The sequence below is a fragment of the Pseudomonas sp. FW305-28 genome (assembly GCF_017351395.1).
In the GTDB taxonomy this organism is placed as follows: domain Bacteria; phylum Pseudomonadota; class Gammaproteobacteria; order Pseudomonadales; family Pseudomonadaceae; genus Aquipseudomonas; species Aquipseudomonas fluorescens_AA.
Genome location: NZ_JACNDD010000146.1, coordinates 1 through 15,779, shown reverse-complemented (window position 1 = coordinate 15,779; position 15,779 = coordinate 1). Strand labels below are relative to the sequence as shown.

13 protein-coding genes are annotated in these 15,779 nt (G+C 62.2%); 6 read left to right on the top strand and 7 right to left on the bottom strand.

Going from position 1 to position 15,779, the window contains the following annotated elements; translation table 11 throughout:
- Positions 1-422: 422 nt before the first annotated feature.
- The 6 genes from J4E53_RS25245 (at position 423) to cobA (ending at position 9,989) form a co-directional block, all read left to right on the top strand.
- A complete protein-coding gene (locus J4E53_RS25245; RefSeq protein WP_025212688.1) occupies positions 423-1,634 on the top strand; it encodes a NarK/NasA family nitrate transporter in 1,212 nt (403 codons plus the stop codon).
- 9 nt (positions 1,635-1,643) lie between these two features.
- The gene (locus tag J4E53_RS25240) at positions 1,644-3,317 is read left to right on the top strand and encodes a bifunctional protein-serine/threonine kinase/phosphatase (protein WP_103310678.1); all 1,674 of its coding nucleotides are present in this window, start codon (positions 1,644-1,646) and stop codon (positions 3,315-3,317) included.
- Between the two features lie 421 nt (positions 3,318-3,738).
- Positions 3,739-6,192 (top strand): nitrite reductase large subunit NirB, encoded by a 2,454-nt coding sequence (nirB, locus tag J4E53_RS25235; RefSeq protein ID WP_060738486.1) that lies wholly within the window; start codon positions 3,739-3,741, stop codon positions 6,190-6,192.
- The gene (gene nirD / locus J4E53_RS25230; RefSeq protein ID WP_018605256.1) at positions 6,189-6,506 is read left to right on the top strand and encodes a nitrite reductase small subunit NirD; all 318 of its coding nucleotides are present in this window, start codon (positions 6,189-6,191) and stop codon (positions 6,504-6,506) included. The genes nirB and nirD overlap by 4 nt, the downstream gene beginning before the upstream one ends.
- Positions 6,506-9,223 (top strand): nitrate reductase, encoded by a 2,718-nt coding sequence (locus tag J4E53_RS25225; RefSeq protein WP_103310679.1) that lies wholly within the window; start codon positions 6,506-6,508, stop codon positions 9,221-9,223. The genes nirD and J4E53_RS25225 overlap by 1 nt, the downstream gene beginning before the upstream one ends.
- A gap of 10 nt (positions 9,224-9,233) precedes the next feature.
- Entirely contained in the window at positions 9,234-9,989 is a 756-nt protein-coding gene (cobA, locus tag J4E53_RS25220) for a uroporphyrinogen-III C-methyltransferase (RefSeq protein ID WP_103310681.1), read from the top strand.
- 216 nt (positions 9,990-10,205) lie between these two features.
- Here the strand turns inward: cobA and J4E53_RS25215 are convergent, their stop codons facing one another.
- The 7 genes from J4E53_RS25215 to J4E53_RS25185 form a co-directional block, all read right to left on the bottom strand.
- Positions 10,206-11,240 carry an OmpA family protein gene (locus tag J4E53_RS25215; RefSeq protein WP_060738489.1) on the bottom strand — a complete coding sequence of 345 codons (1,035 nt, stop codon included), beginning with the start codon at positions 11,238-11,240 and terminating at the stop codon, positions 10,206-10,208.
- A 107-nt stretch (positions 11,241-11,347) separates the two neighbouring features.
- Positions 11,348-11,938, bottom strand: a complete 591-nt coding sequence (gene sigX, locus J4E53_RS25210) for an RNA polymerase sigma factor SigX (protein ID WP_003183614.1) — start codon at positions 11,936-11,938, stop codon at positions 11,348-11,350.
- Between the two features lie 91 nt (positions 11,939-12,029).
- Positions 12,030-12,854: a mechanosensitive ion channel family protein gene (locus tag J4E53_RS25205; RefSeq protein ID WP_003199523.1), complete on the bottom strand. Its 825-nt coding sequence runs from the start codon at positions 12,852-12,854 to the stop codon at positions 12,030-12,032.
- Between the two features lie 2 nt (positions 12,855-12,856).
- Entirely contained in the window at positions 12,857-13,102 is a 246-nt protein-coding gene (locus tag J4E53_RS25200; RefSeq protein WP_014337331.1) for a hypothetical protein, read from the bottom strand.
- A 64-nt stretch (positions 13,103-13,166) separates the two neighbouring features.
- Entirely contained in the window at positions 13,167-14,162 is a 996-nt protein-coding gene (locus J4E53_RS25195) for a zinc transporter ZntB (RefSeq protein WP_060738490.1), read from the bottom strand.
- Positions 14,163-14,187: 25 nt separating this feature from the next.
- The gene (gene rraA / locus J4E53_RS25190) at positions 14,188-14,679 is read right to left on the bottom strand and encodes a ribonuclease E activity regulator RraA (RefSeq protein WP_060738491.1); all 492 of its coding nucleotides are present in this window, start codon (positions 14,677-14,679) and stop codon (positions 14,188-14,190) included.
- 126 nt (positions 14,680-14,805) lie between these two features.
- Positions 14,806-15,779 (bottom strand): alpha/beta fold hydrolase (locus J4E53_RS25185; protein WP_207268205.1); only part of this gene is annotated, 974 nt, incomplete at its 5' end.

Sequence of the window (15,779 nt, the reverse complement as noted above, 5' to 3'; positions counted from 1 at the left end):
CAATATTTGCGAACACCCCCCAACCAACTGTGGGAGCCGAGCTTGCTCGCGATGGCGGCCCTGCATTCAACATCACCTTTGACTGACCTACCGCTATCGCGAGCAGGCTCGCTCCCACAAGATCCGAGGGTGACCGCAGCTTCTGTGGACACCGCAAATCCATTGTGGGAGCGAGCCTGCTCGCGATAGCCCTCACGCCAATCCCTCCTGTTGGCACAGATCTCGCTTAAACAAACCCACAGGTAACCAACGGCGGTTGCCCCACCTACGACAAAGACGTCGCACACCCTCCTTGCCTCTCTGGCGATCCGGGTTGCGGCGTTTTTTTGTTTTGGCTCTTCGGAGCCGGTGGTGCGACCACAGACGGCGCACTGCTCTAAGCACTGACTCATTTCTCGAGACTTTTACAGCTGAGGTGCGCGATGAATTCAAGCTTCTGGAAATCCGGCCACACCCCGACACTGTTCGCGGCCTTCCTCTACTTCGACCTGAGTTTCATGGTCTGGTACCTGCTCGGCCCACTGGCGGTGCAGATCTCCGCTGACCTGCACCTGACCACACAGCAACGCGGCCTGATGGTGGCGACGCCGATCCTGGCCGGTGCCGTACTGCGCCTGTTCATGGGCCTGCTGGCCGACCGGATTTCACCGAAGACCGCCGGCATGGTCGGCCAGGTGATTGTGATCGGTGCGCTGTTCTGCGCCTGGAAACTGGGCATCCACAGCTACGAGCAAGCCTTGTTGCTGGGCTTGTTCCTGGGCGTGGCCGGCGCGTCGTTCGCCGTGGCCCTGCCGCTGGCGTCCCAGTGGTATCCGCCACAGCACCAGGGCAAGGCCATGGGCATCGCTGGCGCCGGTAACTCGGGCACCGTGCTCGCAGCGTTGATCGCTCCAGTGATGGCGGTGGCCTTCGGCTGGACCAATGTGTTCGGCTTCGCGCTGATCCCCCTGGTGCTGACCCTGGTGCTCTTCGCCTGGCTGGCCAAGAACGCCCCCGAGCGGCCGAAAGCCAAATCCATGGCCGACTACCTCAAGGCCCTGGGCGATCGTGACAGCTGGTGGTTCATGTTCTTCTACAGCGTGACCTTCGGCGGTTTCATCGGCCTGGCCAGCGCCCTGCCCGGCTATTTCAACGACCAATACGGCCTGAGCCCGGTCACCGCCGGCTACTACACCGCCGCCTGCGTCTTCGGTGGCAGCCTGATGCGGCCCTTGGGCGGTGCCCTGGCGGACCGTTTCGGCGGCATCCGCACCTTGCTGGGCATGTACACCGTAGCGGCGGTCTGCATCGCGGCGGTGGGCTTCAACCTGCCGAGCTCCTATGCGGCCCTGGCCCTGTTCGTCTGCACCATGCTCGGTTTGGGTGCGGGTAACGGCGCGGTGTTCCAACTGGTGCCACAACGCTTCCGTCGCGAAATCGGCGTGATGACCGGGCTGATCGGCATGGCCGGCGGCATCGGTGGCTTCGCCCTGGCGGCGGGCATGGGGGCGATCAAGCAAAGCACCGGCAGCTATCAACTGGCGCTGTGGTTGTTCGCCAGCCTCGGTGTCCTGGCCTGGTTCGGCCTGCACGGCGTCAAGCGTCGCTGGAGAACCACTTGGGGTTCGGCCGCCGTCACCGCTGCTCGGGTATAACCTGCAACCATGAGTCTGCAATTGAGCTTCGCCGAAGCCAGTGCCATCGGCCCGCGGGAAGAAAACCAGGATGCCCTGCGCCTGGTCACCCCCGCCCCGGCCCTGGCCGCCAGCAAGGGTTACCTGTTCGCCATCGCCGACGGCGTGAGCCAATGCGCCGATGGCGGGCTGGCCGCCCGTTCGACCTTGCAGGCCCTGGCCCTGGACTACTATTCCACGCCACAAACCTGGGGCGTGGCCCAGGCCCTGGACCGGCTGTTGCTGGCACAGAATCGCTGGCTGCAAGCCAACGGTGGCGGGCAACCGCTGCTCACCACCGTCAGTGCCCTGGTCCTGCGAGGCCGGCGCTTCACCCTCGCGCATGTCGGCGATTGCCGGGTCTACCGCTGGCACGCCGATCATCTGCAACGGGTCAGCGAGGATCACGTCTGGGAACAGCAGGGCATGCAACATGTGCTCAAGCGCGCCCTGGGCCTGGATCAACACCTGATCCTCGACTTTCTCGACGGTGAACTGCGCATCGACGAAACCTTCGTATTGCTCAGCGACGGCGTCTGGGCGGTCCTGGGGGACACGGCCATCGCCGGCATCCTGCGCGACCAGCCGGACCTGAACCTGGCCGCGCAGACGCTGGTCAACGCCGCGCACCTGGCCGGCAGCCAGGACAACGCCAGCGCCTTGTTGGTGCGGGTCGATGCGGTGGGCGAAGCCAGCATCGGCGATGCCCTGATCCAGTTGCAGCAATGGCCCCTGCCGCCGGCGCTGAAACCGGGCCAGGTCTTCGAGGGCTGGCAGATCGAAAGCCTGCTCGGCCACAGCCAGCAATCGTTGCTCTACCGGGTACGCGACGGCCAAGGCCAACCCTGGCTGCTGAAAACCCTGCCCGTGCACCTACGGGACGACACCCGGGCCGGACAGGCCTTGCTCTCGGAAGAATGGTTTCTCAAGCGGGTCGCCGGACGACAGTTTCCCGAGGTCCATGGCGTTCCCCAGCGGCAGCACTTGTACTATGTGATGCGGGAGTATCCGGGGGCGACCCTGGCCGAACTGTTCAACCAGGGTGGACCGCTGCCTCTGGCGCAATGGCTGGACCTGGCGCAACGGCTGGTGCGGGCCGTGGGCCTGTTGCATCGAAGGCAGATCTACCACCGCGACATCAAGCCGGAAAACCTGCACCTGGGCGACGACGGGGAATTGCGCTTGCTGGATTTTGGGTTGGCGTACTGCCCGGGCCTGTCCGAAGACCAGGCCAACGTGTTGCCCGGCACCCCCAGCTACATCGCCCCGGAAGCCTTCGGCGGCACCGCGCCCACGGCGCAACAGGATTTGTATGCCGTCGGCGTGACCGTGTATTTCCTGCTGACCGGGCATTATCCCTACGGCGAGATCGAAGCCTTCCAGCGCCCGCGTTTCGGTGTGCCGGTCAGTGCCAGCCGCTATCGGCCGGACCTGCCCGAATGGCTCGGGCAAAGCCTGGAACGCGCCGTCGCGGCGGACCCGGGCCAGCGCTTTGAAACCGCCGAAGAGTGGTTATTGCTGCTGGAACAGGGCGAGCGCCGCAGCTTGAGCGTAAGGCCCAGGCCCTTGCTGGAGCGCGAACCGCTGAAGGTCTGGCGGACGTTGGCGCTGGTGTCGTTGGTGGTGAATGTTGTGCTGCTGTTTTTGGTGTTTCACTCGTCATGACCGTGGCGAGGGAGCTTGCTCCCGCTGGGCTGCGAAGCAGACCCAATCACTTGCGACCGCTTCGCGCTCGAGCGGGAGCAAGCTCCCTCGCCACATAAAACGCCTTACCGCTCGACAGCGCTCCAATACCGGGCAACCCGCTTTGATTCGGTGCAATAAATCCTCTTCAACTCCATTCACACGCCTTCCCCCCTCAATAAATCCGCGCCTTCCAGCCACTTGGCACAACCACTGCATAACCTCTCTCACCATACATAAAGCAACGCCTCCAACGATGAAGGCGGTGCTTCCCGAGAGAACGGGACCAGGACAAAGGCGTCCTCGCTAGCTTGCTAGCGGGACGCCTTTTTTTGTTTTCGTAAAAATTGCCGAGCCAGTCCGATCACCGTGATGAAACGGGCCTGGCTTGCGGAGAACCCTGATGAAAAAACTCAAACTGGTAATGATCGGCAACGGCATGGCCGGGGTTCGAACCCTCGAGGAACTGCTCAAGCTGAGCAACGAGCTGTACGACATCACGGTGTTCGGCGCCGAGCCCCACACCAACTACAACCGCATCCTGCTCTCGCCGGTGCTGGCCGGTGAGCAGACGTTCGAAGAGATCGTGCTCAACGACCTGAGCTGGTACCTGGACAACAACATCAAGCTGCTGCTCAACCGCAAAGTGGTGGAGATCGACCGGGTCAAGCGCCGGGTCATCGCCGAAGACGGCAGCGAAGCCGAATACGACCGCCTACTCATCGCCACCGGCTCCACCCCGTTCATCCTGCCGATCCCCGGCAATACCTTGGACGGCGTGATCGGCTACCGCGACATCGCCGACACCCAGGCGATGATCGACACCGCCAAGACCCACAAGCACGCCGTGGTCATCGGCGGCGGCCTGCTGGGTCTGGAGGCCGCCAACGGCTTGAAGCTGCGGGGCATGGACGTGACCGTGGTGCACCTGGGCGAATGGCTGCTGGAGCGGCAACTGGACAAGACCAGCGGCCAACTGCTGCAGACCGCCCTGGAAAACCGTGGCCTGAAGTTCCGCCTCAGCGAGCAGACCCAGGCCTTGCACGACGCCGGCAATGGCCGGGTCGGCTCGGTGCAGTTCAAGAACGGCGACATCATCCCCGCCGACCTGGTGGTGATGGCCGCCGGCATCCGCCCCAACACCGCGCTGGCGGAAAAATCCGGCATCCCGTGCAACCGTGGGATCCTGGTCAACGACACGATGCAAACCTACGACCCGCGCATCTACGCCATCGGTGAATGCGCCAACCACCGCGGCACTGCCTACGGTTTGGTCGCACCGCTGTTCGAACAGGCCAAGGTCTGCGCCAACCACCTCGCCCAACTGGGCTTCGCCACTTACAAGGGCTCGGTCACGTCGACCAAGTTGAAAGTCACCGGCATCGACCTGTTCTCCGCCGGCGACTTCATGGGCGGCGAAGGCACCGAGACCATCACCCTTTCCGACCCCATCGGCGGCGTCTACAAAAAACTGGTGATCAAGGACGACGTGCTGGTCGGTGCCTGCCTGTATGGCGATACGGCGGACGGCGGCTGGTACTTCCGCCAGATCCGTGAAAACCACGGCATCAGCGAGATCCGCGATCACCTGATGTTCGGCGAAAACGCCTTGGGCGACGTCGGCCACCAAGGCCAGGACAAAGCCATGAGCATGGCCGACAGCGCCGAAGTCTGCGGCTGCAACGGCGTGTGCAAGGGCGCCATCGTCAAGGCGATCCAGGAGCACGGGCTGTTCAGCGTCGATGACGTGAAAAAACACACCAAGGCCGCCAGCTCCTGCGGCTCCTGCGCCGGCCTGGTGGAGCAGATCCTGATCAACACCGTCGGCGGCGCGGCGGACGTCAAACCCAAGAGCGAAAAAGCCATCTGCGGTTGCAGCGACCTCAACCACGGCCAGATCCGCCAGGCGATCCGCGACCAGCACCTGCTGACCATCGCCGGGGCCATGAGCTACCTGAACTGGCGCACCCCGAACGGCTGCGCCACTTGCCGCCCGGCGCTGAACTACTACCTGATCTCCACCTGGCCCGGCGAAGCCCAGGACGACCCGCAGTCGCGCCTGATCAACGAACGCGCCCACGCCAACATCCAGAAAGACGGCACCTACTCCGTGGTTCCGCGGATGTGGGGCGGCGTGACCAATCCTTCGGAACTGCGGCGCATCGCCGACGTGGCCGACAAGTACAACGTACCCATGGTCAAGGTCACCGGCGGCCAGCGTATCGACCTGCTGGGGATCAAGAAGCAGGACCTGCCCGGCGTCTGGAAAGACCTCGACATGCCGTCCGGCCACGCCTACGGCAAATCCATCCGCACCGTGAAGACCTGCGTGGGCAGCGAGTTCTGCCGCTTCGGCACGCAGAACTCGACGCAACTGGGCATCGAGCTGGAACACGACCTGTTCAACATGTGGTCCCCCCACAAGGTCAAGCTGGCCGTCTCCGGTTGCCCACGCAACTGCTCGGAAGCCGGGATCAAGGACGTCGGGATCATTGGCGTCGACTCCGGCTGGGAGATGTACATCGGTGGCAACGGCGGGATCAAGACCGAGGTCGCCGAATTCTTCGTCAAGCTCAAGACCGCTGAAGAAGTGCGTGAATACAACGGCGCCTTCCTGCAGTTGTACCGCGAGGAAGCCTTCTACCTCGAACGCACTGTGCATTACATGCAGCGAGTTGGCATGGAGCACATCAAGAAAGCCGTGCTGGAAGACCCCGAGCGGCGCAAGGCCCTCCACGAACGCCTGAAGTTTTCCCTGTCGCTGGAACAGGACCCTTGGAAGCAACGCCTGGAACAGCCTCAGTTGAAGAAAGAATTCGAGGTCATCCCTGTGAAAAACCTGGAGGTGCCGGCATGAACTGGTTGGATATCTGCGCACTGGAAGAGATCAATATCCTCGGTTCGCGCATCATCAATGGCCCCAAAGGCGATATCGCGATTTTCCGCACCAGCGACGATGAAGTGTTCGCCCTCGATGACCGTTGCCCGCACAAGGGCGGCCCGTTGTCCCAAGGCTTGGTCTACGGCAAGCGCGTGGCCTGCCCGCTGCACAACTGGCAGATCGACCTGGAAAGCGGCCAGGCCCAAGCCCCCGACGTGGGCTGCGCCCATCATCATTCGGCCCGGGTGGAAAACGGCCGGGTGCAGTTGGCCCTGCGGGACGCAAGCTGATGAACCGCCAGATCACTGCCTCGACCTGCTGTTATTGCGGGGTCGGTTGCGGCGTCCTGATCGAGCATGACGACGAGCGCATCCTCGGCGTCAGCGGCGATCCCGCCCACCCGGCCAACTTCGGCAAACTGTGCAGCAAGGGGTCCACCCTGCACCTGACCGGCGACCTCGCCGCCCGCGCCCTGTACCCGGAACTGCGCCTGGGCAAAGGCCTGGCCCGGGCCCGTACCGACTGGGACAGCGCCCTGGATCACGCCGCCAGCGTCTTCGCGGCGACCATCGCCGAACACGGCCCCGACAGCGTGGCGTTCTATATCTCCGGCCAATTGCTGACCGAGGATTACTACGCCTTCAACAAACTCGCCCGGGCGCTGGTGGGCACCAACAACATCGACAGCAATTCCCGGCTGTGCATGTCCTCCGCCGTAGTGGGCTACAAACGCAGCCTCGGCGCCGACGCCCCGCCCTGCAGCTATGAAGACCTGGAGCTGAGCGACTGCGTGATGATCGTCGGCAGTAACATGGCCTACGCCCATCCCATCCTCTTTCGCCGCCTCGAAGAGGCCAAATCCCGCCGGCCGCAGATGAAAATCATCGTCATCGATCCCCGGCGCACCGACACCTGCGACCTGGCGGACCTGCACCTGGCGATCCTGCCGGGCACCGATGTCGCCTTGTTCCATGGGATTTTGCACCTGCTGCTGTGGGAAGACTGGGTCGACCGCGACTTCATCAACGCCCACACCGAAGGTTTGGCGGACCTGAAGAACCTGGTACGCGACTACACCCCGGCGATGGTCGCCCAGTTGTGCGGCATCAGCGTCGAACAACTGCACCAGTGCGCCGAATGGGTCGGCACCTCGCCGAGCTTCCTGTCGTTGTGGTGCATGGGCCTGAACCAGTCCACCGCCGGCAGCGCGAAAAACAGCGCGTTGATCAACCTGCACCTGGCCACCGGGCAAATCGGCCGGCCGGGTGCTGGGCCCTTCTCACTGACCGGCCAACCCAATGCCATGGGCGGACGGGAAACCGGCAGCCTGTCGAACCTGTTGCCGGGCCACCGCGAAGCGGCCAACCCGGAGCACCGCGCCGACGTCGCCCGTTACTGGGGCGTCGAGCAATTGCCCGCCACCACCGGCTTGAGCGCCATCGAGCTGTTCGAGCAGGTGCGCAACGGCAAGATCAAGGCCTTGTGGATCGCCTGCACCAACCCGGCCCAGTCGATGCCGGACCAGACAGCGGTACGCGAGGCCCTGCAAGCCTGCCCGTTCGTGGTGTTGCAGGAAGCCTTCCGGACCACCGAGACCGCCGCCTTTGCCGACCTGCTGCTGCCGGCAGCCAGCTGGGGCGAGAAAGAAGGCTCGGTGACCAACTCCGAACGGCGTATTTCCCACGTCCGTCGGGCCATCGGCGCACCGGGTGAAGCACGGCCGGACTGGGCAATCACAGTGGATTTCGCACAACGCCTGGAGAAACGTCTGCGCCCAGGCCAACCCAGCCTGTTCGCCTTCGACACCCCGGCCCAACTGTTCGATGAATACAAGCAACTGACCCGTGGCCGCGACCTGGACTTGTCCGGCATCAGCCATGCCCTGATCGACCGCCTCGGCCCTCAGCAATGGCCCTTCCCGGATGGCGCCACGGTCGGGACGGCGCGCCTGTACGTGGACGGGATTTTCCCGACCGACAGTGGCCGAGCGCGCTTCGTGGCCGATCCCTATCGCGCCGCCCAGGAACTGCGTGACGCCCGCTACCCATTGACCCTCAACACTGGCCGCTTGCGTGACCAGTGGCACGGCATGAGCCGCACCGGCACCGCCGCGCAGCTGTTTGGGCATGTGAACGAAGCCGTACTCAGCCTGCATCCCGATGAACTGCAGCGGCATCGCCTGCAAGCGGGCGACCTGGTCAGCCTCAAGAGCCGTCGCGGCAGCGTGATCGTGGCGGTGGACAGCGACGACAGCGTGCGCCCCGGCCAAGCGTTCCTGCCCATGCACTGGGGTGATCGATTCCTCAAGGGCGGCGTGAATACCCTGACTCAACCGGCTTTCGACCCCTTGTCGAAACAACCGGAACTCAAGCACAGCGGCGTGCGCCTGGAGCCGGTGAACCTGCCTTGGCAGCTTTTCGCCTTGATCGAAGGCGATGTTCAACAGCATCTGGAGGCGCTGCGCCCCCTGTGCGAGGCGTTTTCCTACGTCAGCCTGAGCCTGACCGGCCGTGAGCGTCCCGCGTTGCTGATTCGCGCTGCCAGCGCCGTTGCACCCGAACCGCAACTGCTCCAGGCCATCGACGAGCAATTGGGCCTGATCGACGGGCCGGTGCTGGCCTATGACGACCCGCGTCGCGCCATCGGCAAACGGGTGCGCATCGAAAACGGCCGCATCACCGCCATTCGCCTGGCCGGCGAAACCCTGGCTCGGCACTGGCTGCAGAACTTGTGGCTCGAAGGCCGTGCCGATGAACAACTGCGGCGCTGGCTGCTGGCGCCTTTGAGCGCGCCGCCAGGCAATGTCGGCGCCGCAACGGGTGGTAGCAAAACCCTGTGCAACTGCATGAACGTCAGCCAGCGTGCGATCTGCGCAGGCATTGAACGTGGCTTGGACTTGCAGGGGCTTAAACAGGAATTGGGCTGTGGCACGCAATGCGGTTCCTGCGTACCGGAAATCAAACGCCTGCTGGTTGCCACTGCGCAACCGCTGGCGGCTATCTCGTGAGGAAAACACTATGAACGCAAAAGTCTGGCTGGTGGGTGCAGGTCCCGGTGACCCTGAATTACTGACCCTCAAAGCCGTGCGCGCCTTGGGCGAGGCCGACGTGGTGTTGATCGACGACCTGGTCAATGCCGCGGTGCTGGAGCACTGCCCCGCTGCGCGCATCATTGCCGTGGGCAAGCGCGGCGGCTGTCGCTCCACCCCCCAGGCCTTCATTCATCGGCTGATGCTGCGTTATGCCCGCCAGGGCAAATGCGTGGTGCGCCTCAAGGGCGGCGACCCGTGCATCTTCGGCCGCGGCGGCGAAGAGGCACAGTGGTTGCGCGAGCATGGCGTCGAGGTGGAGCTGGTCAACGGCATCACCGCCGGCCTCGCGGGGGCGACCCAATGCGATATTCCACTGACCCTACGCGGGATTGCCCGGGGCGTGACCCTCGTCACGGCCCACACCCAGGACAGTAGCAGCCTGAACTGGCAAGCCTTGGCTCAAAGCGGCACAACGCTGGTGGTGTACATGGGCGTGGCGAAACTGAGCGAGATCCGTGAGCAGTTGCTGGCCGGTGGCCTGGCGGCGAACACGCCCGTGGCCATGATCGAAAACGCCTCCCTGCCCCACCAGCGTGATTGCCGCAGCGACCTGGCCTCGATGGAAGCCGATGCCAGCGCCTTCCAGCTCAAGAGCCCGGCGATCCTGGTGATCGGTGCGGTGGCCGGTGCTGCCGAACTGGCCGCATCACAGCCTGCGTGGGTTCAGGCTTCGGCGCTGTAACAAACAACACCCAACCCAATGTGGGAGCGAGCTTGCTCGCGATAGCGTCGGGTCAGCAGCATCAATACTGGCTGACACACCGCTATCGCGAGCAAGCTCGCTCCCACAGGTGTTGCGTTTAACCAACGGTCTTGCGGCAACGCCCCCCTCATTTTCATAAATCCCAGGCAAAGAAAAGCCCGGCCTAGGCCGGGCTTTTCCAAAGCTGTGGGCTAATTACTTAGCTTGAGCTTCAACCTGCGCTTCTACGCGACGGTTAACTGCACGACCAGCTTCAGTGGCGTTGTCGGCAACTGGGCGGGTTTCGCCGTAGCCAACAGACTGAACGCGGGACGATTCAACACCGTACTGGTTGGTCAGAACTTGCTTAACGGCGTTTGCACGACGCTCGGACAGTTTCTGGTTGTAAGCGTCAGGACCGACGGAGTCAGTGTGACCTTCAACAGTGGTGCTGGTGGATGGGTACTGCTTCATGAAGTCAGCCAGGTTCTTGATATCGCCGTAGCTGTTAGGCTTGACGACCGACTTGTCGAAGTCGAACTTGACGTCCAGCTCAACACGAACGACTTCGGCAACTGCTGGGCAGCCATCAGCGTCAACGGTTACGTTGGCTGGGGTGTCAGGGCACTTGTCGACGTTGTCGCACACGCCGTCGTTGTCGCTGTCGGAGCAGACTTCAGCCGGAGCTGGAACTGGAGCAGCAGCAGGCTTGGAGCCGCCACCGAAGTTCACACCGATACCAACGCTTGGCGCCCACTCGGTGTCGCCCTGGTCGATGTTGTACTGAGCTTCAACGCCGGCACGGGCGTAGAAGTTCTCGGTGAAATACAGCTTGGCGCCGCCACCAACGTTGGCGAAGGTAGAACGGTTACGACCGTTGCTGCCATTCTGGTCGATGCTCTGGTCGGAGAAGCCGGCCGAAACGTAAGGACGCAGCATGTCGCCTGGGTTGTTGAAGTGGTACAGGGCGTCCAGAGCGGTGTTGGCGCCCTTGACGTTAGTGCCGTCGTCGGTACGTGCGTTGTGCACTTCGTCGTAGGCCAGACGCAGTTCAACGTCGTCGGTCAGAAAGTAACCAACCGAACCGCCGAACAGGTTGCCGTTGTTCTTGAAGTTACGAGCGCTGTCGAATTGTTCTTTCTTGGCGAAGCCTTCGATTTCAACTGCGCCTTGGCCTTGTGCCAGAGCGCCGAACGAAGTGGCAGCAATCAAAGAACCAATGGCAAAGCCCAAGGTGTTTTTCAGTTTCATCCGTTAAATCCCCATCTGGTGATTGTGAAGCAGTCCCGCAAACCGGGGGACAACTCGGCGGCAAGTCTATCAGAACTTGCCTACACGTAAGAGATATTTGCGCCGAACTAAGTTTCAGCAATGCCCGCAAATTTCTCACGCAATTTGTCAAGAGCGCGCTTGTAACGCATTTTTGTCGCGCTCAAACCCATGTGCATTATGTCTGCGATCTCCTGGAATTCCAGCTCTGCGACAAATCGTAGCACCAGAATTTCCCGGTCGATCGGGTTTACATAGACCAGCCAGCGATCGAGTCCACCCTTTTCCTCGGGCTTGGGCGCCTTATCTTCCGACGCTTCCTCGAGAGGGTCCAGGCTCAACGCGTCCATCAAGCGACGCTTTCGCCGTTCCTTGCGATACTGCGTGATGCATTCGTTGTACGTGATGCTGTAGAGCCAGGTCTTGAACTTCGATTTCCCCTCGAAGTTCTTCAGGCCATACAGCACCTTCAACATCACCTCCTGACAGACATCGTCAGCATCACGATCGTTCCCGAGATAACGCGCACAAACGTTAAATAAAGTTCTCTGGTAGCGACGCATCAACTCTTCATAGGCGCGTGTTACGTGGAACAGCTCCGTATGCGCGCGCGCGACCAACTCCTCATCGGAGAGATCACGGGGGTCGTAGCGCGTGGATAGCGATTGGGGTTTGTTCAAAACAAGTCGGGCCGACAGTCTAGGTCAATGTGCGCCGCAGCCTGTGGTAGCAGGCATTTCGCGGCGGCATACATTAGCAGGGTTTGCCGGGTTAGCGGCTACTCACATGCTGTTCCAGCAGGATCCGATTGGAAAGCGACACCAACTCGCCCTCCTCGGTCAGCAATGTGGTTTTCACCGTGCCGATCTCCTCGATCTGGCCTTCGACCTCGCCAACACGCACTTGTTGCCCAACCTCATACAATTCACGCACATAGATTCCCGCAAGAATCTGACCGGCTATTTCCCGGCTTCCCAATCCCATTGCCAGCGCAACCGCCAGACCAACGGTAATCAATACGATCACGATCACATGGTTGAGCAGGTCAGTCTTGACCTCCAACTGGCTGATCGCCACCGAAATACTGATGATAATCACCAGGCCCTGGGCGATACGCCCCACGCCAGCGGCATAGTCCAGCCCGACGCCTTCGGCCGCTCCGCGCACCAGCCCATTGGCCAGTTGTGCCAGCAGGACACCCACCAGCAACACCAGCGCAGCACCAAAAACCTTCGGCAAATACAATGCAAGCATATCGAGCGTAGCTGAAACTCGCTCAAGGCCAAGGGATTCTGCTGCGGAAACCAGGAAAATCAGCAATACGAACCAATAGACGATCTTGCCGACCAAGGTCGAGATCGGCACCTGGATGCCGCCACGGGACAGCAACTTGGTCAGGCCGGTGCCGCCCATCAGGCGATCGAGACCCAGCTTGGCGAGCAACTTGGACAGCAGCGTGTCCAGCAGCTTGGCCACGACAAAACCCAACAACAGCACCACCAACGCCCCGAAGAGGTTCGGGATGAAGTTGGCTACCTTGGTCCACAACGCAGTCATTGCCGTGACGAGGCTCTGGGTCCAGAGATCAAGTTCCATATTCAATCAGCCTTATCAGCGGTGCGAGTAACAGGTTTACGGCGGGAAACCGGCGAGACATGGGCCGATCCGTTATTCAGGGCGATCATCAGTGCGGGCAACCAGCGGCCCAGCAGACTGAACAGATCGCCCGCGCCGACCTGGCGGTTGGCGGTTTTCAGTACACGTCCCAGGCATGCATCGTCGTCCCGGCTGGACGGCGAGGCCTTGAGCATGTCGCGCAAAGACTGTTCAAACGGATCGTGCATACGCACCTCTCGTGATGTCTGTGGAAGACGCGATCAAATTTCGTCGGGTCACATGAAACCCCTGTCACACCCAGCGCAAACGGCGGAACAACCACCACTGCCCCAGTGCCACGCAGATCATCAGCAGGCACGCGACCATGAAACCGTAGGGGCTTTCGGAAAACGGAATGCCGCCGACGTTGATACCTAAAAGGCCGGTGAGAAAACTCATCGGCAGGAAAATCCCGGTGACGATGCCGAAGCGGTACATGGTGCGGTTCATGCGCACCGAAAGGCGCCGGTCTTCGGCCTCCAGCACAAGCCCCACGCGCTCTCGAGTCAATTCCAGCTCCTCGAGGTAACGGGTCAGGCTGTTGTTCAATTCGTTCCAATAGTCGCCGTCGTCATCGAAAAACCAGGGCAGCTTGAGCCGCGTCATCTGGCCGAAGATGTCCCGCTGTGGCGCCAGGAATCGCTTGAGTCCGGCGGCCCTTCGACGGATGTGCAAAATGGCGTCGTGCTCGGGGGTATACCGTTCGTCGGTATCAAGCTTTTCTTCCTCGCCATCGACGATTTCGGACAGGCAAGTGACCAGGTCCTGCACCTTGTTGGTGAGGTATTGCGCCATATAAAGGATGAGTTCGGAGGCCGTTTTCGGCCCCTTGCCCTCGGCCAGTTGCGCCAACAGTTCATCGGTGGCGCGCAACGGACGCAGGCGCAGGGAGATCACCCGCTGGGCGGACGCGAAGATCCGTACCGACACCATGTCTTCCGGCTCGGCGCCCGGGTTGAGGTTGATCCCCCGCAGGAACAGCAGCAGTTCGGCGTTGGGCAACGGCAACAAGCGCGGCCGGGTGTTCTCTTCGAGCAGCAGGTCGCAGTTGAATTCGCTCAGGCCGCTGGATTTGCGCAGCCAGGTGTGGGTTTGCGGATGACTGCGATCCCAGTGCAGCCACAGGCTTTCGTGGGCCTGCAACTGCAAATCGTCGAGTTCGGTCCGGGCTATGGAACGCGCGCCGCCTTTACCGTCCAGCACCAGGGCATGCACCAGCCCCCATTGCGCGTTTTCTTCCTCGAACATCCTCATCCCTTATGGCTGTGGCGCTTCATTCAGGCATTTTCAGCGGGCTTGGCGAAACGATCACGCCGTTGTTGTCGGCGTAGACATACTCGCCCGGGCGGAACGTCACGCCGGCAAAGGTCACTGCCACATTGAGCTCGCCGACACCACGCCGGTCGGTCTTCATCGGATGGCTGGCCAGGGCCTGGACCCCGAGGTCGGTCTGGGCGATGACGTCGACGTCGCGGATGCAACCGTAGATCACCAGCCCTTCCCAGCCATTTTTCGCGGCTTTTTCCGCCAGCATGTCCCCCAGCAGTGCCCGGCGCAGGGAACCGCCGCCGTCGACCACCAGCACCTTGCCGTTGCCCTTGAGTTCAACCTGCTCCTTGACCCGCGAGTTGTCCTCGAAGCACTTGATGGTCACGATTTCGCCGCCGAAGGAATCGCGGCCACCGAAATTGCTGAACATCGGTTCCAACACCTGCACCAGTTCCGGGTAGGCGTCGCACAGGTCGGGCGTGAGGTAATGGTTCATCGAACAACTCCTGGAAGGCTGGAACGTCAGACTGAATGAGCAACCGTTTGTGACTGGAACTGCTTGAAGCGTCATATCTTAGCCGCAAGCCGACCAGAGCGAAATGCCCTTGTCAGAGCCTTCGCCTCAAACCGCCTCGGCCAACTGGGGCTGTTCTGCCAGCAGGGGGGCCTGTTGATCCTCGAGCCAACGCGCCACCAACGGCCAGACCTCAAGGTGGGCGGCCTTGCTGACCAGCATCTCGACATGACCGAAATCGTCAGTGAAACCCTGTCTCCGGCCCAGGCAGACAAACTGCTTGTGCACGGAGCCGATCTGATCGAAAAGCTTGCGGCAAGCCCAGGTCGGGTCCTGGTGATCACCCGCGGCACTCACCGCCAGCACCGGCAACTGGACATCGGCCAACCCGGCCCACCAGTTCTTCTCGGCATCGCCGAAACGCCCGAACAAACCGTACCAACGCATACTTTCCAGGGCCAGGCCGATAGGCTCGTCCTCGGGGCCACGCTTGAGCCTCGAGCCGGATAACTGGGCAAAGCGCTTGAGAATGAAGCGACCGCTCCATTCCACCGGCGGAATCTTCAGCGGCCAGTAGGTGCGGCTGACCTGGGTGCCGAAAAACGCCGCCGACGCCACGGCAGGCTCGCCCAGGTAGTGGCCGCCCAAGGCTGCCGCCAGGGTGATGCCCCCCAGGGAATGACCGATCCAGTGGGGAACCTGCCCGCTCTGTTCACGCACGAAGGCGCCAATGGCCGGCAAGTCGTAGCGGGCGTAGTCGGCCACTCGATTGTGGCGATAGCCCTGGTTGCGCTGGGAGAGCCCATGGCCGCGCATCTCGGGAATCCACACGTCGTATCCCAGGCGTGCCAGGTACGCCCCCAGGCCCAGGCCCTTGGGCGAATACCAGAAGCGCCGGTTGGAAAAACTGCCGTGCAACAGGATCACCGGGACGCCGCGGATCTGGCCGGCATCGGCCATGCCCAGCCGGGTCACGGCCAGTTCGACGCTGTAGTCCGGGCTGTTGCCGGGTTTCAAGCGATAGACATCTTCGCTCAGATCACCGCGCCGCTCGGCGCTGATCAGGGCGACAGGAAAAAGGT

Excerpts from the sequence above, each read along its gene's own strand:
- J4E53_RS25195 (WP_060738490.1), bottom strand. The coding sequence starts at position 14,162 with ATGTTCGAGGAAGAAAACGCGCAATGGGGGCTGGTGCATGCCCTGGTG.
- J4E53_RS25215 (WP_060738489.1), bottom strand. The coding sequence starts at position 11,240 with ATGAAACTGAAAAACACCTTGGGCTTTGCCATTGGTTCTTTGATTGCT.
- nirD (WP_018605256.1), top strand. The coding sequence starts at position 6,189 with ATGAACTGGTTGGATATCTGCGCACTGGAAGAGATCAATATCCTCGGT.
- cobA (WP_103310681.1), top strand. The coding sequence starts at position 9,234 with ATGAACGCAAAAGTCTGGCTGGTGGGTGCAGGTCCCGGTGACCCTGAA.
- J4E53_RS25240 (WP_103310678.1), top strand. The coding sequence starts at position 1,644 with ATGAGTCTGCAATTGAGCTTCGCCGAAGCCAGTGCCATCGGCCCGCGG.
- J4E53_RS25225 (WP_103310679.1), top strand. The coding sequence starts at position 6,506 with ATGAACCGCCAGATCACTGCCTCGACCTGCTGTTATTGCGGGGTCGGT.
- nirB (WP_060738486.1), top strand. The coding sequence starts at position 3,739 with ATGAAAAAACTCAAACTGGTAATGATCGGCAACGGCATGGCCGGGGTT.
- J4E53_RS25245 (WP_025212688.1), top strand. The coding sequence starts at position 423 with ATGAATTCAAGCTTCTGGAAATCCGGCCACACCCCGACACTGTTCGCG.
- J4E53_RS25205 (WP_003199523.1), bottom strand. The coding sequence starts at position 12,854 with ATGGAACTTGATCTCTGGACCCAGAGCCTCGTCACGGCAATGACTGCG.
- J4E53_RS25200 (WP_014337331.1), bottom strand. The coding sequence starts at position 13,102 with ATGCACGATCCGTTTGAACAGTCTTTGCGCGACATGCTCAAGGCCTCG.
- rraA (WP_060738491.1), bottom strand. The coding sequence starts at position 14,679 with ATGAACCATTACCTCACGCCCGACCTGTGCGACGCCTACCCGGAACTG.